Source organism: Streptomyces angustmyceticus, assembly GCF_019933235.1.
Taxonomy (GTDB): Bacteria; Actinomycetota; Actinomycetes; order Streptomycetales; family Streptomycetaceae; genus Streptomyces; species Streptomyces angustmyceticus.
Genome location: NZ_CP082945.1, coordinates 3,561,374 through 3,579,246, shown reverse-complemented (window position 1 = coordinate 3,579,246; position 17,873 = coordinate 3,561,374). Strand labels below are relative to the sequence as shown.

The window sequence follows — 17,873 nt, the reverse complement described above, 5'->3', positions numbered from 1 at the left end:
TGGGCGGGGGCGCCTTCCAGGGCGGGTCAGGCGTCGTCGTCCGGGGTGCCGGCCGGGGCCGTGACGGTGCCCGGGGTCCTGACGTGGCCGTCGGCCGTGGCCGGGACCGCCGGTCCGGGGACCGTATCGAGCGCCACCTGAGTGCGCGGGACGTTCGCGGCGTCCGCCGTGGTGGAGCGGCGCAGCGCGGTGTGCAGCCGGGCGGGGGTGAGGACGCCCAGGTGGCGGTCGCCGTCCTGGACCGCGATCCAGCCCGCGTCGTGCTGCAGCATCGTGCTGAGCGCCTGCCTGAGCGGGGCCCCGAGCGGCACATGGGCGTCCATCGGGCGGGCGTGGGCGCGGACGGTGGCGGCCTGGGGGGAGGGCTCGGCGGGGTGGGTGGCCGCGGCGCCCGTGAGGGCCTCGGCGGGGACCCAGCCGTACAGCGCGCCGTCGGCGTCGAGGACGACTGCCCAGGCGGCGCCGTCGGCGGCGAGGCGGGCGGCGGCCTGGGCCGCCGGGTCGTCGAGGCGGACGACCGGGGGCTGTTCGAGGTCGCCGCGCTCGACGGGCGTGACGGAGAGCCGCTTCAGGCCCCGGTCCGCGCCGACGAACGCGGCCGCGTACGGGGTCGCGGGGGCGCCCAGCACCGCCGCGGGGGTGTCGAACTGCTCGATCCGGCCCGCCCCGTAGACGGCGATGCGGTCGCCGAGCCGGACCGCCTCCTCGATGTCGTGGGTGACGAAGAGGACCGTCTTGCGGAGCGTGGACTGCAGCCGCAGGAACTCGTTCTGGAGGTGCTCGCGCACCACCGGGTCCACCGCGCCGAACGGCTCGTCCATCAGCAGCACCGGCGGGTCGGCGGCGAGCGCGCGGGCCACCCCGACGCGCTGGCGCTGGCCGCCGGAGAGCTGGTCGGGGTAGCGGTCGCCGTACGTGGACGGGTCCAGGCCGACCAGGTCGAGGAGTTCGGCGGCGCGCGCCCTGGCCTGCTTGCGGGGCCGGCCGAGGAGGTGCGGGACGGTGGCGGTGTTGTCCAGGACGGTCTTGTGGGGGAACAGGCCGACCTGCTGGATGACGTAGCCGATCCGGCGCCGCAACCGGACGGGGTCGAGGGTGGATATGTCCTCGCCGTCGAGGAGGATGCGGCCGGCGGTGGGCTCGATGAGCCGGTTGACCATCTTCATCGTCGTGGTCTTGCCGCAGCCCGACGGCCCGACGAGCGTGACGAGTTCGCCCTCGGCGACCTCGAAGGTGAGGTCGTCCACGGCCGTGGTGCCGTCGGCGTAGCTCTTGGTGACGTGCTCGAAGCGGATCATGCGTTCCCCCAGGTGTGGACGGGCCCATTGTGGCCGGGCGGTCGTGAACGCGGTGTTGCGCGCGGATGGCGATGTGGCCGATGAGCTGCGGGACCGGTCCGATTGTCAGTGGCGGGGTTTAGGGTCGCAGACAGTCACCGAAAAGGTGAGCGAACGGGGCGGGGGAGGTGACGGGCCATGAGCGGCGGTGCCGCCGGAGCGGGCTGTCTGGCGCGGAACGACTGGATCTGCGGCGAGTATCTGCGCACCCGTGGCCAGGAATTGGTGGACGCCACGGTCCAGCACCTCGGCATCACGGCCGTGTCGGTGCTGATCGGGCTGCTGATCGCCTTTCCGCTGGCGCTGGTGGCGCGGCGGTGGCGGGCCGCCGCCGGACCGGTCCTGGGGCTGACGACCGTGCTCTACACCGTCCCCTCGCTGGCGATGTTCGCGTTGCTGACGCCGGTCTTCGGGGTCTCGGCCGCCGTGGTCGTGACGGGCCTGGTGCTGTACTCGCTGACGATCCTGGTGCGCAACATCCTCGCCGGTCTGCAGGCGGTGCCCGCCGAGGTGCGCGAGGCCGCCCGCGGGATGGGGTACGGTCCGGCGCGCCTGCTCTGCGAGGTGGAACTCCCGCTCGCGCTGCCCGCGTTGGTGGCCGGGCTGCGGATCGCCACGGTCTCGACGGTGGCGATGACGACCATCGGCTCCGTCGTCGGCTACGGCGGCCTGGGCAACCTCATAGCCAGCGGCATGGAGGGCTTCTTCAAGGCGGAGGTGCTGACGGCCTCGGTGCTGTGCGTGCTGCTGGCGGTGCTCGCCGATCTGCTGCTCATGGGCGTGCAGCGGCTGCTGACGCCCTGGACGAGGACGCAGGCGCGGGGGCGGGGCCGGGCGGGGCGCGGAGCCCGTGCGGCGAAGGCGGTGGGCTGACCGTGGGAGCGATCACCGGAGCCTGGCAGTGGCTGACGACGGCCGCCAACTGGGCCGGGGAGAAAGGCGTCTGGCACCGCCTGGCCGAGCATCTCTGGCTCAGCGGGCTGTGTCTGGTGCTGTCCTGCCTGATAGCCCTGCCCGTGGCGCTCTGGCTGGGGCACCTCGGCAAGGGCGGGGCGCTGGCGGTCAACCTCTCCAACGTGGGGCGGGCGGTGCCGACGTTCGCGGTGCTGGTGCTGCTGACGCTCAGTCCGCTGGGGACCCGGGGCGACTGGCCGGCGATCGTCGCGCTGGTGCTGTTCGCGGTGCCGCCGCTGCTGACCAACGCCTATCTGGGAATGCGGGAGGCCGACCGCGATGTGGTCGAGGCCGCGCGCGGGATGGGCATGTCGGGGCCGCAACTCCTGCTGCGGGTCGAGATACCGCTCGCCTATCCGCTGATCATGACGGGCCTGCGCTCGGCCACGGTCCAGGTGGTGGCGACCGCGACGCTGGCCGCGCTGGCCGGCGGCGGGGGCCTGGGCCGGATCATCACCGCGGGCTTCGGCAACTACGACACCGCACAAGTGGTCGCGGGCGCCGTCCTGGTGGCCGTGCTCGCCCTGACCGTGGAGGGCGTCCTCGTCCTCGCGGAGCGGTTCCTCGACCCGATGCGGGGGCGGCGGCGCGCGGTCCGTACGGCCCGCGCGTGACGCGAGGCGATCCGGCCTCATGGGACCTGGCCGGCCGACCCGATCGAGCCTGCTCGGCGGGGCCGGGCCCGGGACCGACCGGCTCGACCCGCACAGACCCGACCCGGCAGACCCGATCCGCACAGCCCCGACCCGCGCAGACCTGACCTCCGACCGGCAGAACCGACCTCGACCGACCCGACCCGATCCGAACGGACTGAATGGTGGCATCCATGAGCAGCAAGTCACGTGTGGCGCGCACCGCGGTGGCCGCGGGCGCAGTGATCACACTGGCGGCCGGACCGGCCGCGTGCGGTGGCCAGAGCCTGGAGGAGAAGGGCGGCGGCAACGGCAAGGGCGCGGGCACCGACGAGATCGTCATCGGCTCGGCCGGTTTCACCGAGTCGAAGGTGCTCGCCGAGATCTATTCCAAGGTCCTGGCGGAAGCCGGTTACCGCACGCGGGTGCAGACCCTGGCCAATCGCGAGCTGTATGAACCTGCCCTGGAGAAGGGGCAGATCGATGTCGTTCCGGAATACGCCTCGACCCTCGCCGAATTCCTCAACGCGAAGAAGAACGGCAGCAAGGCGAAGCCCGTCGCCTCCAGTGACATCGACAAGACGGTGACGGCCCTGAAGAAGCTCGCCGGGCCGCGCGGGCTCAAGGTGCTGGCGGCGGGCGGGGCGACGGACCAGAACGCGTTCGCGGTCACCAGGGAATTCGCCGCCGACCACGACCTGAAGACCCTCTCCGACCTCGGCGCATCGAAGCAGAAGGTCAAAATCGCGGCGGGTGAGGAGTGCGAGACCCGGGTGTTCTGCAAGCCCGGCCTGGAGAAGACGTACGGCATCGACATCACGGCGCTGGACCCCAAGGGCGTCGGGACCCCGCAGGCCAAGCAGGCGGTCAAGGACGGCACCGACCAACTGGTGCTCACCACGACCACGGACGCCACGCTCGACACCTTCGGGCTGGTGCTCCTCAAGGACGACAAGAAGCTTCAGAACGCCGACAATGTGCTGCCCGTGGTGAATGCCGAAAGCGCAGGTGACAAGGAGATCGAGACCGCCCTCGGGAAGCTCACCCGCACCCTGACGACCGAAGATCTGATCGCGTTGAACCGCAAGGTCGATGCCGAACGGCTCAAGCCCGCGGATGTCGCGCAGGCTTATGTGGAGTCCAAGGGGCTGGTCACGAAGTAACCACCGGGAAACGGATTGGTGTGCGGGGCCCCATAGGTCCCGCACGCACGGTAAGTTTCTGGCCATGCCACGAGGACGCCACCGCCAATCCCCACCCCTCCACCGGCTGCTTCCTCCCGTGACGGTCGCCGGTGCGTCAATAGCCTGCGCCGCGGGCGCGTGGTTTGTCGGCGACGATCTGGTGCAACGGGTGCTCGCCGCGGGCGCGGCCGCCGCCGCCGTCACCGGCGCCGTCCTTCTGCGGACCTGGGACCGTACGGCCGGCCGACGGGTCGCCGAACTCGACCGCGCCCGGGTGCGCGACGAGTGGCGCACCGAGGAGCGGATCGCCGAACTCGAAACGGATGTGGAGGAATCCCGCGAGCGCCGCGCCGGCCTGGAGACCAAACTCCGCTCCAAGCGCGCCGAGTTGGCCCGCCTGCGCAGCGAACACGCCGCGCTGCTGCGCCGCTACGCCACCGCCGAGACCGAGCGGGCCAGCGCCCTGGAGGGCCGCCGGCTGCTCGCCATCGAGGCCGCCGCCCCCGCCAAGGCACTGCCGGCCGCCGCCGCGCTCCCCCGGGCGCTCCACTTCGTCCGGGCGGGGGAGACGTCCGCCCCGGCCCGGCACGAGCCCGTCGCGCACGGGGACGGCCCGGCCCGGACCACCGCCAGCTACGCCGACGCCGACCGGGCGCTGCGCCAGCTGGCACGCAACGCCGCCCGGCAGCGCACCGCCCGTAAGGCCGCCCGGACGCCACGGGACGGCGCCGGTACCGAAGGGACCACCGGGTCCGGACCGGCCGCGGGCCGCGACGCCCGGGGCGGCCGGGGCGGTGACGACGGCCGGGGGAACCCGCCGGCGGCAGCCGGGCAGCGTACGGGCGGCGCAGACGCCCGTACGGCCGCCGCCGGACCCGCCCTCCGCCCGGTCCCGGCCACCGCCGCCGCTGTCGTCCCGTCCCGTCCCGCCGCCACCTCCCGCGCGCAGGGCGGCTTCGATTTCTTCGGCAACGCCACCGCCACCGGCCCCGGTCCCCGGGAGCTGACCGCGCCGCTGGAGGACGACCTGGCGGACGTCGTCGGTGACGAGGCGCTCGCCGAACAGTCGGCCCGTGCGCGGGCGCGCACCGCCCACGCGGCCCGTTCGGACGCGCGCTCCCAGCCGTCCGCGGAGCAGGCCGATGCCGACGGCGGGCACGCGGACGGTGCGCGTGCGGACGGTCAGCGTGCGCAGGCCGAGCCCGCCGACGGCGAGCAGACCGACAGCGAGCAGACCGACAGCGAGCAGACCGACGGCGAGCAGGGCGTCGGCGAGCAGGGCGTCGGCGAGCAGGCGGACGGTGAGCAGCCCGCGGGGGCCACGACCGCCGGTGCCACGACCGCGGGTTCCGGCGAGGTCATCGACCTGACCGCGCACGACGAGACCGACCAGTTCGAGGTCGGCGCACTGCGCAGCGCCATCTCCTGACCCGGACACCGCGGCCGAGCCCGATCCGACAGCAGCCCGGCCCCGGAGCGTTCATCCGCTCCGGGGCCGGGCTGCTCCGGGTTGCGCCGCGCGGCTCCCGGCGGTGCGTCCTACGGCCCCGGCCGGCCGGGAGCCCCGGCTTGTCCACAGGCCGGGGGCGAGGGTGGCGGGGAAAGCCGCGCGTCCCGTCTACTTGTCGATGTCCCCGACGACGAAGAACAGCGAACCGAGAATGGCGACCATATCGGCGACCAGCGTGCCCGGCAGCAGCTCCACCAGCGCCTGGATGTTGTTGAACGACGCCGAGCGCAGCTTGAGGCGGTAGGGCGTCTTCTCCCCCTTGGAGACGAGGTAGTAGCCATTGATGCCGAGCGGATTCTCCGTCCAGGCGTACGTCGCGCCCTCCGGAGCCTTCAGGACCTTCGGCAGCCGCTGGTTGACCGGCCCCGGCGGCAGCTCCGCGATCCGGTCCAGACAGGCATCGGCGAGATCGAGCGCGTTGTGGCTCTGCTCCAGCAGGCACTCGAAGCGCGCCAGGCAGTCGCCCTCCTCGCGGGTGACGACCTTGAGCGTGGACTGCAGCTCCCCGTACGCGAGATACGGCTCGTCGCGCCGCAGATCGAAGTCCACGCCCGAGGCCCGCGCGATCGGCCCGGAGACGCCGTACCCGTGCACCGTCTCCGGCGCGAGCACCCCGACCCCGCGGGTACGGCCCCGGAAGATCTCGTTGCCCAGCACCAGATTGTCGAAGACGTCCATCCGGGAGCGCACTTCCGCGACGGCGTGCCGGGCCCGGCCCAGCCAGCCCGCCGGCAGGTCCTCCTTGAGGCCGCCGACGCGGTTGAACATGTAGTGCATCCGGCCGCCGGAGATCTCCTCCATGACGGTCTGGAGCTCCTCCCGCTCACGGAAGGCGTGGAAGACGGGGGTGATGCCGCCCAGCTCCAGGGGGTACGAGCCGAGGAACATCAGATGGTTCAGCACCCGGTTCAGCTCGGCCAGCAGCGTCCGCAGCCACACGGCGCGCTCCGGCACCTCCATGCCGAGCATCCGCTCGACGGCCAGCACCACGCCCAGCTCGTTGGAGAACGCCGACAGCCAGTCGTGCCGGTTGGCGAGCATGATGATCTGCCGGTAGTCGCGCGCCTCGAAGAGCTTCTCGGCACCCCGGTGCATATAGCCGATCACCGGCTCGGCGTGCTGGATGCGCTCGCCGTCCAGGACGAGGCGCAGCCGCAGCACGCCGTGCGTCGAGGGATGCTGCGGGCCGATGTTCAGCACCATGTCGGTGCTCTCCGCCGCGCCGCCGATGCCGACCGTCGTCTCCGTCATGGGAACAGTCTTGCAGCATGCCCGCGCGGCCCCCGCCCTGGCCCTCAGGGCCCTCAGGCGGCGCCCACCGCCCCGAGCAGGTCCGCCCCCGCCCCGCCCACCGGCTCCACCAGCCACCCGAAGCCGCCCAGGCCCGCCGGGTCGGTCAGCTCCGCCGCCGCCCCCGCCGCGCTCAGCGCCCGTACGTACCCGGAAGGGTCGGTGGCGGCCAGGGCGAGCGGCGGCCGCCGCCCGTCCACCCCCAGGGCCCGCAGCGCCGCCCGCTGGGTCAGCCGCCGCGCCGACGGCCCGGCACAGGCGTCCAGCGCCACATGCGCCGTGATGTCGCAGCTCCCGTCCGGGACCGGCGCCACCTCCCGGCCGTCACGGAAGCCGGTGAGCGTGCCCAAGGGCGGCCGGTCGCCCCGCTCGTGCGCGTAGTCGACGGCGACCGCGAGCCCCGCGCGCAGCGTACGGACGGCCCGCGCCCACGCCTCGTCCCGCGGCCGGCCGATCTCGGCACGCAGGCCGGGGGAGGGAGCGGCGTCCGGGGCGGCAGGGCGGGACGGGGCGCGGGCGGCGCCCGGGGCACGCTCCACGGCGGCGTCCGGGGTCCGCCCCGCGGCGGCTTCCGGGGCCGGAGCGGGGGACCACCACCGGCGCAGCCACTCCGCGTCCGCGCCGTCCACCGGCGCGCCCAGCCGCTCCGTGCCGTCGGCCCGCACGAGAACCCGGCGCGGCACCCCGTCCGCATCCGTCTCCACGACGTCCACCGGCACATTGTCGAGCCACTCGTTCGCGAACAGCAGGCCGGTCACCGAACCCGGAGCCGGCAGCCCGCCCCGCCACTCGATCCGCGGATCGAGGCCCGCCGGGCGCGCGGCACGCTCGACCGCGCAGGGGCGCAGCCGCGCCGCCACCTCACCGGGCAGCGCGGCCAGCACCCCGGTCAGCAGCTCCCCGCGCCCTGCCCCCACATCGACCAGCGCCAACTCGTCCGGCCGGCCCAGAGCGGAGTCCACGCGGCACACAAGGGTGGCGACGGCGCCCGCGTACAGGGGAGAGGCGTGCACGGAGGTACGGAAGTGACCGGCCGGGCCGGGGCCCCCGGGGCGCGTGTAGAAGCCGTCGTCCGGACCGTACAGCGCCCGCTCCGTGGCCTCGCGCCACCCGCACCACTCGTTCGTCACCCGCCCCACGGTACGGGCGCCCGCCCGTACACGCGGACGGGCCGCCGCGCAGGCCGTCCCCCGTTCCGACACATTTGGCGCATGGGGTCTCCACCTTGGGGAGTAGGCCCCGCGCACAGGATCGCTCCTCCGGTTGACTCGTACACGTATTCAGGGTGCCTACGCTGGGTTACGTGCAGCGCCTCTATGACTTCCTCCGCAGGCACCCGACGGGAGTGGACACCTTCTGGGCCGTCCTCCTGCTCGGGTTCGGCAGCCTGTGGGTCGCGGTCGATGCCCAAGGCGGCATCACCCGCATCTTCGCCGCGATCTTCACCGTCGGCCTGTGCCTGGTCGTCGCGCTGCGCCGCAAGATCCCCGTGCCCATGCTGCTGCTCACGGCGGCCATCGGCGTCGGCCAGCTGATCTGCGGCATCCCCACCATGGCCGCCGACTTCGCGATGTTCGTGATCACCTACACCGTCGCGTCCGCACCCGCCGTCCCCCGCTGGGCCTCCCGCTGCGCCCTGGCCGGCGCCCTCTTCGGGCCCGCCCTCTCCGCCCTCCGCTTCAGCGACGCCTTCGGCAGCCGGACGATCTCGCAGAACGTCTTCTTCACCGTGCTGCTCACCGTGCCCTTCGTCCTGGCCTGGGTGCTCGGCGACTCCATGCGCACCCGCCGCGCCTACTGGGCACAACTGGAGGAGAGGGCCGCCCGGCTGGAGAAGGAGCGCGAGACCCAGTCCCGGATCGCGGTGGCCGCCGAACGTGCCCGGATCGCCCGCGAACTGCACGACGTCGTCGCCCACAACGTCTCGGTCATGGTCGTCCAGGCCGACGGCGCCGCATACGTCCTGGACGCCGCGCCCGAGCAGACCCGGCAGGCACTGGAGACGATCTCCGGCACCGGACGCCAGGCACTGGCCGAGATGCGCCGGCTGCTGGGCGTGCTGCGCACCGGCGAACAGCCCGAGGGCGGCGAATACGTCCCCCAGCCCGGCGTGGACCAGCTCGGCGACCTCATGGAACAGGTGCGCGGCGCGGGGCTGCCCGTCGACTTCCAGGTGGAGGGCGAACCGCGGGAACTGCCCAGCAGCGTCGAACTCACCGCCTACCGCATCGTCCAGGAAGCGCTCACCAACACCCGCAAACACGGCGGCCCCGCCGTCGGCGCCACCGTCCGCCTCTCCTACAAGGACGACGACCTCGATCTGCTCATCGAGGACGACGGACGCGGCGCCCAGCGCGAGCTGTACGAGGAGGGCGGGGCGGACGGCCTCGGCCACGGCCTGATCGGGATGCGCGAACGCGTCGGCATGGTCGGCGGCACCCTGGCCGCCGGACCACGGCCGGGCGGCGGCTTCCGGGTCAGCGCCGTCCTGCCGCTCACACCGGCACGGTGAGCGGTGCGGTCCCCGAGGACCGGCCCGCCCCACCCCGTACGCTCGGCCCCCACTCCTGCACGAAAGGACCCCTCCCCATGACCATCCGCGTGATGCTCGTCGACGACCAGGTGCTGCTGCGCACCGGTTTCCGGATGGTGCTGGCCGCACAGCCCGACATGGAGGTCGTCGCGGAGGCGGGCAACGGCGTGGAAGCCCTCGACGTGCTGCGCACCACCCAGGTCGACGTGATCCTCATGGACGTACGGATGCCGCACCTCGACGGCGTCGAGGCCACCCGCCGGATCTGCGAGGGCGGACAGAAGGAAGACGCCCCGAAGGTCCTCATCCTGACCACCTTCGACCTCGACGAATACGCCTTCTCCGCGCTGAAGGCCGGCGCCAGCGGCTTCATGCTCAAGGACGTACCGCCCGGCGAACTGCTCGCCGCGATCCGCGCGGTGGAGAGCGGCGACGCGGTCGTCGCCCCCTCCACCACCCGCCGGCTGCTCGACCGCTTCACGCCGATGCTGCCCGCCACCTCCGCCGAGCCGTCCCGGCCCGAGCTGGAACGGCTGACGGAGCGCGAGCGGGAGGTGCTGCTGCTGGTCGCCCAGGGGCTGTCCAACGGCGAGATCGCGGCACGGCTGGTGCTCTCGGAAGCCACCGTCAAAACCCATGTCGGCCGCATCCTCACCAAGTTGAGCCTCCGCGACCGGGTCCAGGCAGTGGTCCTCGCATACGAGACGGGGCTGGTGCGGGCGGGCGGAGCGGGGGCGTAAGAGAGCGGGGCACAACGGGGCGGGGCGCGCCGCGGGCGTGGTGGGGCGGCCGGCGGGGTCAGGGAGCGCGGGGCGGGTGCGCGTTCGGAGCCCCGCGCCCGCACCGCCCCTCCCCGCCTGCGCTGCCCCCTCCCGCCTGCGCTGCCCCCCGCCGTCAGCGCAGGACGCCTTCGAGGAAGTCGCTGCCCAGCCGGGCCACCACCTGAAGGTCCAGCTGGTGCAGCACATAGCGCCCGCGCCGCCGCGTCCGGATCAGCCCGGCCTTCTTCAGCAGGGCGACATGCCGCGACACCTCCGGCGAGGTGATGCCGAACGCGGTCGCCAGCTCCCCCGTCGTATGCGGCCCCCGCGACAGCGTCCGGCACAACTGCATCCGCATCGGGTGCCCCAGCGCCTCCAGACGCTGCTGGACGAGTTCCAGGGCGGCCGGAGCCGACAACTCCGGCCCGGCGACCGGGTACTGGAGCACGGGGCGCCAGCCCGGGGCGTGGCTGAACACCAGATGCGGCCAGCCGAACGTCGTCGGAAGGAAGGTGACGCCCGGGTCCCCGGGGCTCGCGAAGGCCGTCGTCCGTCCCTGGGCCAGCTTGTCGACCAGGATGCGGGTGGCGCCGCTGCCGTCCTGCGCCTCCTCCAGGGACAGCGCCTTCGACGTCGCGGACAGCGTCTCGGCCAGGCCCTTGCGGCGCAGCAGCTCGGTCTTGTGCCGGGCGTCGGCCGCCAGCTGGATGCCCTCCCGCCGCCAGACGTCCCCGAAGAACGCCTCCTCGCAGTCCTCCAGCAGGCGGCGCAGCCACACCCGCAGGCCGTCGGGGTCGGTGAGCATCCGGTCGGTGAAGGCCGCCTGCCGCGGACCGCGCGCGGCCGCCATCTCCCGTACCCGCGCCCGCTCGTCCGCATCGACGAGCGGCGAGGGGGTGGGGCGGGTGTACCGCGGGGAGCAGGTGATCTCGAACGCGGCCGCCACGAACCGCTCGTCGTCGATCTTGTCCAGCTCGTCCAGTTCCTCGGCCAGCGTCGCCCCGGGACGGGCCGGCAGCAGGATGTCGGTACGGGACGACCGCCACAGGAAGTCCGCCTCGCACAGCCGGTCGGCCAGGTCGGCAGGCAACGCCGCGTTGGTCGCGGTGACCCAGCCGTGCAGCCCGGGATGGTGGCCCGGCTCGGAGAGCGCATGCAGCGCGGCGCCCAGCTCCGCCAGGGGCGAGGGGGAGAAGACGACGCGCTCCGGCGGCAGCCCGGTGATGTCGATGACGTTGGCCATGCGCCCATCATGCGCGAGCCTGCCACCTGCACGGACGTCGATTGACGGCTCCCGTCAATCGACGGGCCACGGAGCAACGGGCCGCCCCACAGTGAGGCACATGAACGCCACTCAGCAGCACCTCCTCGACAGCTACCGCGCCGCCCAGCGGGGCGAGGCCGCACCGCCCGCCCCGGGCGTCCACACCGTCCGCACCGCCCGGGAGATCACGCAGTGGCGCCGCTTCCTGGCCGTGGTCACGGCACCCGAGGACCGGCTGGTGGGGCGTGTGCGGCGGGGGGTGGGGGAGGGGGTGGCGGCGTTGTTCCGTCTTCCCCGCCGCCCCCTCCCCCCGCCCCACCCCACCCCTCCCCAGGCCCCCACCTCCGCCCAAGCACCCGCGCCGGCGCCCGCCTCCACCACCCACGCCGACGGCACCCCGCAGACGGCCCCGCGACTCCCGTCGGACGCCACGCCATAACCCGCCCCGAGCGCACGGCCTCCCAGCCGCCGTCGGCCGAACTGGGGCCTGCCGCCCACCGGCAGCCCACCGGCAGCCCACCGCGGCCCGCTGCCCGCGACCCCCGTCCGCCCCGGGTGGTCCGCCGCGCCCGAGGCGGGCCTACAACTCACCCCCTGACGCGCTCCACGTACTTCACGAACTCCCCGACTGCCGCCCGCACCTCGTCCGCCGTCCAGTCCAGGCCGGCCGCGGTGACCGTCACCTCCGTCAGGGCCACCCCGGGCGGCCCGGCCGGGGTGGGCTCGAACCACTTCTGGAACAGCGCGGTCCTCGTCTCCTCCGCCTGCCGTACGGCGGCCTCGTCGAGCAGCTCGGGCGGGTGCGGAAGCCACACCTGGAACTGATGGGTGTGCGGCACCTCCGGGTGCACCCTGAACCACGGGACACCGGCCTCGGCCAGGCCCTCGCCCAGCGCGCGGGCCACCACCGCGGCCTGGGCCACGTACGCCGGCAGCCGCGGAAGCTCCCGGTCCAGGCCGATCAGGGCCGTCAGCGCGGCCGGCCACTGCTGGAACAACTGGCCGCCGTACCGGTGCCGCCAGACCCGCGCCTCCTCGACGAAGTCCTCGCTGCCGGCGAGCGCGGCGCCCGATATGCCGTCCAGCGACTTGTAGAAGGAGACATAGACACTGTCCGCGAGGGCCGCGATCTCCGGGAGCGTACGGCCGAGGTGCGGGCCGGACTCCCACAGCCGCGCGCCGTCGAAGTGCACCACCGCGTCACGGTCCCGTGCCGCCGCCACCACCGCCGTCAGCTCGTCCCACGACGGCAGTACGAAGCCGGCTTCCCGGAGCGGCAGTTCGAGCGCCAGAGTCCCGAACGGCTCCGCCAGGTCGTACACCTCCGACGCGGTCGGCAGGCGTGGAGCGTCCGTCGGATGCACCATGCGCAGCCCGCCGACCACCGCGAAGGCATCGCGCTCATGCACCTCCAGGTGCGAGAGGCGATGGCCGGCGACCGTCGCGTTGCCCGTACGCCCCGCCCAGCAGCGCAGCGCCACCTGCTGGGCCATCGTGCCGGTCGGGAAGAAGGCGGCGGCCTCGGTGCCCAGGGCGCGGGCGGTGCGGCGCTCCAGCTCGCCGATCACGCCGTCGTCGTTGCCGTAGAAGTCGGGGCGGTCGTCCAGGTCGTAGGAGGCCGGGGCGTCGGCCACCAGGCGGTCCAGCCGCTCGCGGACGGTCTCCAGGAACGCGTCTCTTGCCAGAATCCGCTCCGCGCCGCGCAGCGCGGCCCGCCGCCGCGCCCGCCCGGCCGCTGCGGCGTCCCCCTCGCTCGGAGCCACCCCCGCGGCCGGAGCCTCCACCCCCTCGCTCGGAGCCACCCCCGCGGTGGTGCCGCCTTCGTCCGTCCGCCTGTCCCGCATGTGCCTCATGCGTCCCCCTGCCTGCTGCTTCTCTGCTGCTTCTCCGCGCTCCCCGCGCGTCATGGCATCGAGCATGGCGCAGGCCCGCGCCGCGCCGCGACCCCTGTGGAAAACTCTCGCGAGAGACCCCCGTCTCACCTTCCGTACAGCTCGGAAAGCCGCCGGAAACACTCGCGTAGCATGGCGAGGAATCGTCCGGTACCCCCCGCGGACTGGAACGGAAGGCCATCGCCGCGTGAACGCAATGCCACCCACCGAGGCCCAGGACCGCCCCGCCCGGCTGACCGTCGGAGTCGTCGGCGCGGGCCGTGTCGGGCCCGCCCTCGCCGCTTCGCTGCGGCTCGCGGGGCACCGCCCGGTCGCCGTGTCGGGCGTCTCCGACGCCTCCGTGCGGCGCGCCGCCGCGCTGCTGCCCGACGTCCCGCTGGTCACCCCGGCCGAGGTGCTCGCGCGCGCCGACCTCGTCCTGCTGACCGTCCCCGACGACGCCCTCGCCGACCTGGTGAGCGGCCTCGCCGAGACCGGCGCGGTGCGGCCCGGCCAGTTGCTGGTGCACACCTCGGGCCGGTTCGGCACCGCGGTGCTGGACCCGGCCACCCGTGCCGGAGCCCTGCCGCTCGCCCTGCATCCGGCCATGACGTTCACCGGCACCTCCGTGGACGTCCAGCGGCTGGCCGGCTGCTCGTTCGGGGTGACCTCGCCCGACGAGCTGCGGATGGCCGCCGAGGCGCTGGTCATCGAGATGGGCGGGGAGCCCGAGTGGATCGCGGAATCGGCGCGTCCGCTCTACCACGCGGCACTCGCCATCGGCGCGAACCACCTGGTCACGCTCGTGGCCCAGTCGATGGACCTGCTGCGCGACGCGGGTGTGCAGGCCCCGGACCGGATGCTGGGGCCGCTGCTCGGCGCCGCCCTCGACAACGCGCTGCGCTCCGGCGACGCGGCCCTGACCGGCCCGGTCGCCCGGGGCGACGCCGGCACCGTCGCCGCCCACATCGCGGAGCTGCGCCGGCACGCGCCGCAGAGCGTCGCCGGGTACGTCGCCATGGCCCGGACGACCGCGGACCGTGCGCTGGACCACGGTCTGCTGAAGCCGGAGCTGGCCGAGGACCTGCTCGATGTGCTCGCGGACTCCGGCGACGCCCCGCGCCCCGGCTCCGCACCGGGCGCCTCCGCCCCCGACGCGTCCGGCGCCCCGGGAGCGGACCGGGACGCCCCCGGCCCGGCCGGCGAAGCGGACGCCGGCGCCCCCGACGACGGCCCGGACGCCTCCGGCCCCGGCCCTGACGACCACGGTCCCGACGCCCCCGACCACGGCCCCGAAGGAGGCGACCGATGACCTCCTCGCCGCAGAGCCCGGACCCGGCCGAGCCCACGGACGCGAGCTGCCAGACCCAGCCCATGGACGCGAGCCGCCAGGCCCCGCCCCCGGAGACGGCTCACCCCACCGACCCCACCCGCCTCGTCCACACCGCCGCCGCTCTGCGCGAGCTGCCCCGCCGCGCCGGGGCCCGTGCCGTCGTCATGACCATGGGTGCGCTCCACGAGGGCCACGCCACCTTGATCCGCGCCGCCCGCCGCCGGGTCGGCCCGCAGGGGCAGGTCGTCGTCACGGTCTTCGTCAACCCGCTGCAGTTCGGCGCCGGGGAGGACCTGGACCGCTATCCGCGCACCCTGGACGCGGACGTCGAGCTGGCCGCCGCGGCGGGCGCGGACGCCGTCTTCGCCCCGTCCGCCGACGAGGTCTACCCCGGCGGGGAGCCGCAGATCCGGATCGCCGCGGGCCCCATGGGCACCCTCCTGGAGGGCGCCAGCCGCCCCGGGCACTTCGACGGCGTCCTGACCGTCGTCGCCAAGCTGCTGCACCTGACCGCGCCGGACATCGCCCTCTACGGGCAGAAGGACGCCCAGCAGCTCGCGGTCATCTCGCGGATGGCCGCCGACCTCAACTTCCCCGTCGAGATCATCGGCGTCCCCACGGTGCGCGAGGAGGACGGCCTGGCCCTGTCCAGCCGCAACCGCTACCTCTCCGCACCGGAGCGGACCACCGCGCTCGCGCTGTCGGCGGCGCTGTTCGCGGCCCGTGACCGGCTCGCCGCCGAGGAGGCGCTGCGCGCCCGCGCCGCCTCCGTGGGCCATGCGGCACAGCACCGTTCCGCGGCCCTGGCGGCCCTCGGCGAGGACCGGGCGGCCGCCGACGCCCACGCGGTCGCCTACGCCGCCGCCGGGCCCCCGCACGGCCCCTCCGTGGCGCGCGCCGCGGCCCGCGCGGTCCTGGAGGACGCCGCCCGCCTCGATCCGCCGCTCACGCTGGACTACCTGGCGCTGGTCGACCCGTCGGACTTCACCGAGATCCCGGACGCCTACGAGGGCGAGGCCGTCCTCGCGGTCGCCGCGAAGGTCGGCACCACCCGGCTGATCGACAACATCCGGCTCGTCTTCGGCGCCGGACGGACCCGGCCGTCGACCGCCCACCGGGACAGCACCACGCCGCAGGACGGAACCACGGCGCACGCCGGGGCCACGGGGCAGCACCGCACCACGCCCCAGGAATCCCGCACCACGCCGGCCCCCACGCACACCGCCCCCACCCCGCCCCCGACCACCCCCCAAGGCCCCCTCGGAGCGACCCGATGACCGCCACCGGAACAGGCACCGGAACAGGCACCGGAAAAGGCACCGGAAAAGGCACCGGAAAAGGCACCGGAACCGACAGCGGACCCGGCCCGGTACCGGGCACCGGCATACGCCTGACGGCCCCCGCCCCCGGCTGGTCCATCGAGGCGGACGTCGTGGTGGTGGGCTCCGGGGTGGCCGGACTGACCGCCGCGCTGCGCTGCGCCGCGGCCGGGCGCCGCACCGTCGTCGTCACCAAGGCCCGCCTGGACGACGGCTCCACACGCTGGGCGCAGGGCGGTATCGCGGCGGCTCTGGGCGACGGCGACACCCCCGAGCAGCACCTGGCCGACACCCTCGTGGCGGGCGCCGGGCTGTGCGACGAGGCGGCCGTGCGGACCCTGGTCACCGAGGGCCCGGACGCCGTGCACCGGCTGATCCGCTCCGGCGCCCGCTTCGACACCGCCCCGGGCGGCGACGAGATAGCGCTCACCCGCGAGGGCGGCCACCACCGCCGCCGGATCGCGCACGCCGGCGGCGACGCCACCGGGGCCGAGATCTCCCGCGCGCTCGTCGAGGCGGTCCGCGCCGCCGGGCTGCGCACCATCGAGAACGCCCTCGTCCTCGACCTGCTCACGGACGCCGACGGCCGCACGTCCGGCGTCACCCTGCACGTCATGGGCGAGGGCCAGCACGACGGCGTCGGGGCCGTCCACGCCCCGGCGGTGGTGCTCGCCACCGGGGGCATGGGGCAGGTCTTCTCCGCGACCACCAACCCGGCGGTCTCCACCGGCGACGGGGTGGCGCTGGCGCTGCGCGCCGGCGCGGAGGTCTCCGACCTGGAGTTCGTCCAGTTCCACCCCACGGTCCTGTATCTGGGCCCGGAAGCGGAGGGCCAGCAGCCGCTGATCTCCGAGGCGGTACGGGGCGAGGGCGCGCACCTCGTCGACGCCGACGGCACCCGCTTCATGGCCGGGCAGCACGAACTCGCCGAGCTGGCGCCGCGCGACATCGTCGCCAAGGCGATCATGCGCCGGGCGCACGAACAGGGCGTCGAGCACATGTATCTGGACGGCCGGCACTTCGGCGCGCAGATGTGGGAGACCCGTTTCCCGACCATCCTCGCCGCCTGCCGCGGCCATGGCATCGACCCGGTCACCGAGCCGATACCGGTCGCCCCGGCCGCGCACTACGCCTCCGGCGGCGTCCGCACCGACCTGCGAGGACGCACCACCGTCCCGGGCCTCTACGCCTGCGGCGAGGTCGCCTGCACCGGCGTGCACGGCGCCAACCGGCTCGCCTCCAACTCCCTCCTGGAGGGCCTGGTCTTCGCCGAGCGGATCGCCGCGGACCTCACCGAGGGCCCCGCGCCGGATCCCGCGCCGGACTCCGCCGGCGACCGTGCTCCGGCGTCCGCGCCGCGCACCACCCTCCCCCTCCTCGCCCCCGAGAGCCGTACCGCCGTGCAGCGGATCATGAGCGCCGGGGCGGGCGTGCTGCGCAGCGCCGAGAGCCTCGCGCGGGCCGCCGCCGAACTGGACCGCATCCACCGCGAGGCGACCCGGGCGAGCGCCGGGACCGCCCACAAGTCCCCCGAGCCCGGCGTGGAGGCGTGGGAGGCGACCAACCTCCTGTGCGTCGCCCGGGTGCTGGTGGCCGCCGCGCAGCGCCGCGCGGAGACCCGCGGCTGCCATTGGCGCGAGGACCACCCGGACCGCGACGATGCCTCCTGGCGCCGGCACTTCCGCATCACCCTGGACGCGGACCGCGCGCTGACCCTCCGTACGACGGCGACCGCCGGCTTCCCGCCGACCACGGCCCCGTGACCGCCGATGACCGCCCACCCCGCCCCTGACCACCGGTCCCCCGGCGCCCGGCGGCTCGCCGTCGGCCACCGGCCCGCCGGACCCGCCGCCCGCCGGGACAGCACCCCGCAACCCCCCGCCCG

15 protein-coding genes are annotated in these 17,873 nt (G+C 74.7%); 10 read left to right on the top strand and 5 right to left on the bottom strand.

Translation table 11 applies throughout. From position 1 onward, the window contains the following. Positions 1-26: 26 nt before the first annotated feature. Positions 27-1,298 carry an ABC transporter ATP-binding protein gene (locus tag K7396_RS16015; RefSeq protein ID WP_223660007.1) on the bottom strand — a complete coding sequence of 424 codons (1,272 nt, stop codon included), beginning with the start codon at positions 1,296-1,298 and terminating at the stop codon, positions 27-29. Between the two features lie 177 nt (positions 1,299-1,475). Here K7396_RS16015 and K7396_RS16010 point away from each other — a divergent pair, with 177 nt between their 5' ends. From K7396_RS16010 to K7396_RS15995, 4 genes are all read left to right on the top strand, one after another. After that, positions 1,476-2,210, top strand: coding sequence for an ABC transporter permease (locus K7396_RS16010; RefSeq protein ID WP_086717424.1), 735 nt, complete (start codon positions 1,476-1,478; stop codon positions 2,208-2,210). Between the two features lie 2 nt (positions 2,211-2,212). Next, positions 2,213-2,905, top strand: coding sequence for an ABC transporter permease (locus K7396_RS16005; protein ID WP_086717423.1), 693 nt, complete (start codon positions 2,213-2,215; stop codon positions 2,903-2,905). Between the two features lie 212 nt (positions 2,906-3,117). Beyond that, positions 3,118-4,086 carry an ABC transporter substrate-binding protein gene (locus tag K7396_RS16000; protein WP_086717422.1) on the top strand — a complete coding sequence of 323 codons (969 nt, stop codon included), beginning with the start codon at positions 3,118-3,120 and terminating at the stop codon, positions 4,084-4,086. Positions 4,087-4,204: 118 nt separating this feature from the next. Then, on the top strand, positions 4,205-5,536 hold the full coding sequence (locus tag K7396_RS15995; protein ID WP_223660005.1) for a hypothetical protein: 1,332 nt from the start codon (positions 4,205-4,207) through the stop codon (positions 5,534-5,536). A 189-nt stretch (positions 5,537-5,725) separates the two neighbouring features. Here the strand turns inward: K7396_RS15995 and K7396_RS15990 are convergent, their stop codons facing one another. Together K7396_RS15990 and K7396_RS15985 are read right to left on the bottom strand one after the other, a co-directional pair. Next, positions 5,726-6,868 (bottom strand): NADH-quinone oxidoreductase subunit D, encoded by a 1,143-nt coding sequence (locus K7396_RS15990; RefSeq protein ID WP_086717420.1) that lies wholly within the window; start codon positions 6,866-6,868, stop codon positions 5,726-5,728. 53 nt (positions 6,869-6,921) lie between these two features. Further along, the gene (locus K7396_RS15985; RefSeq protein WP_152104640.1) at positions 6,922-8,037 is read right to left on the bottom strand and encodes an SAM-dependent methyltransferase; all 1,116 of its coding nucleotides are present in this window, start codon (positions 8,035-8,037) and stop codon (positions 6,922-6,924) included. A 173-nt stretch (positions 8,038-8,210) separates the two neighbouring features. On the opposite strand from K7396_RS15985, the gene K7396_RS15980 reads away from it, so the two are divergent. Both K7396_RS15980 and K7396_RS15975 read left to right on the top strand, forming a co-directional pair. Beyond that, entirely contained in the window at positions 8,211-9,419 is a 1,209-nt protein-coding gene (locus tag K7396_RS15980) for a sensor histidine kinase (RefSeq protein ID WP_152104641.1), read from the top strand. A gap of 77 nt (positions 9,420-9,496) precedes the next feature. Continuing rightward, entirely contained in the window at positions 9,497-10,180 is a 684-nt protein-coding gene (locus K7396_RS15975; RefSeq protein WP_152104642.1) for a response regulator, read from the top strand. 154 nt (positions 10,181-10,334) lie between these two features. On the opposite strand, the gene K7396_RS15970 is transcribed toward K7396_RS15975, so the two are convergent. Next, positions 10,335-11,444 carry a DUF5937 family protein gene (locus K7396_RS15970; RefSeq protein WP_152104643.1) on the bottom strand — a complete coding sequence of 370 codons (1,110 nt, stop codon included), beginning with the start codon at positions 11,442-11,444 and terminating at the stop codon, positions 10,335-10,337. Between the two features lie 100 nt (positions 11,445-11,544). On the opposite strand from K7396_RS15970, the gene K7396_RS15965 reads away from it, so the two are divergent. Next, positions 11,545-11,904 carry a hypothetical protein gene (locus K7396_RS15965; RefSeq protein ID WP_223660003.1) on the top strand — a complete coding sequence of 120 codons (360 nt, stop codon included), beginning with the start codon at positions 11,545-11,547 and terminating at the stop codon, positions 11,902-11,904. A gap of 148 nt (positions 11,905-12,052) precedes the next feature. On the opposite strand, the gene K7396_RS15960 is transcribed toward K7396_RS15965, so the two are convergent. Next, positions 12,053-13,318, bottom strand: a complete 1,266-nt coding sequence (locus K7396_RS15960) for a threonine aldolase family protein (RefSeq protein ID WP_223660001.1) — start codon at positions 13,316-13,318, stop codon at positions 12,053-12,055. Positions 13,319-13,553: 235 nt separating this feature from the next. Here K7396_RS15960 and K7396_RS15955 point away from each other — a divergent pair, with 235 nt between their 5' ends. The 3 genes from K7396_RS15955 to K7396_RS15945 all read left to right on the top strand — a co-directional run bounded on the left by K7396_RS15955 (position 13,554) and on the right by K7396_RS15945 (position 17,751). Beyond that, positions 13,554-14,648, top strand: a complete 1,095-nt coding sequence (locus K7396_RS15955) for a Rossmann-like and DUF2520 domain-containing protein (protein WP_152104667.1) — start codon at positions 13,554-13,556, stop codon at positions 14,646-14,648. A 62-nt stretch (positions 14,649-14,710) separates the two neighbouring features. After that, complete coding sequence (gene panC / locus K7396_RS15950; RefSeq protein ID WP_152104666.1) at positions 14,711-15,946, top strand: pantoate--beta-alanine ligase; 1,236 nt, start codon at positions 14,711-14,713, stop codon at positions 15,944-15,946. Continuing rightward, on the top strand, positions 15,943-17,751 hold the full coding sequence (locus K7396_RS15945) for an L-aspartate oxidase (protein ID WP_223659999.1): 1,809 nt from the start codon (positions 15,943-15,945) through the stop codon (positions 17,749-17,751). The genes panC and K7396_RS15945 overlap by 4 nt, the downstream gene beginning before the upstream one ends. Positions 17,752-17,873 lie beyond the last annotated feature (122 nt).

What these genes read in the sequence shown, in the direction of transcription:
- K7396_RS16015 (WP_223660007.1), bottom strand. Translation starts at nt 1,298, where the DNA reads ATGATCCGCTTCGAGCACGTCACCAAGAGCTACGCCGACGGCACCACG.
- K7396_RS16010 (WP_086717424.1), top strand. Translation starts at nt 1,476, where the DNA reads ATGAGCGGCGGTGCCGCCGGAGCGGGCTGTCTGGCGCGGAACGACTGG.
- K7396_RS16000 (WP_086717422.1), top strand. Translation starts at nt 3,118, where the DNA reads ATGAGCAGCAAGTCACGTGTGGCGCGCACCGCGGTGGCCGCGGGCGCA.
- K7396_RS15990 (WP_086717420.1), bottom strand. Translation starts at nt 6,868, where the DNA reads ATGACGGAGACGACGGTCGGCATCGGCGGCGCGGCGGAGAGCACCGAC.
- K7396_RS15975 (WP_152104642.1), top strand. Translation starts at nt 9,497, where the DNA reads ATGACCATCCGCGTGATGCTCGTCGACGACCAGGTGCTGCTGCGCACC.
- K7396_RS15970 (WP_152104643.1), bottom strand. Translation starts at nt 11,444, where the DNA reads ATGGCCAACGTCATCGACATCACCGGGCTGCCGCCGGAGCGCGTCGTC.
- K7396_RS15965 (WP_223660003.1), top strand. Translation starts at nt 11,545, where the DNA reads ATGAACGCCACTCAGCAGCACCTCCTCGACAGCTACCGCGCCGCCCAG.
- K7396_RS15960 (WP_223660001.1), bottom strand. Translation starts at nt 13,318, where the DNA reads ATGAGGCACATGCGGGACAGGCGGACGGACGAAGGCGGCACCACCGCG.
- K7396_RS15955 (WP_152104667.1), top strand. Translation starts at nt 13,554, where the DNA reads ATGCCACCCACCGAGGCCCAGGACCGCCCCGCCCGGCTGACCGTCGGA.
- panC (WP_152104666.1), top strand. Translation starts at nt 14,711, where the DNA reads ATGGACGCGAGCCGCCAGGCCCCGCCCCCGGAGACGGCTCACCCCACC.
- K7396_RS15945 (WP_223659999.1), top strand. Translation starts at nt 15,943, where the DNA reads ATGACCGCCACCGGAACAGGCACCGGAACAGGCACCGGAAAAGGCACC.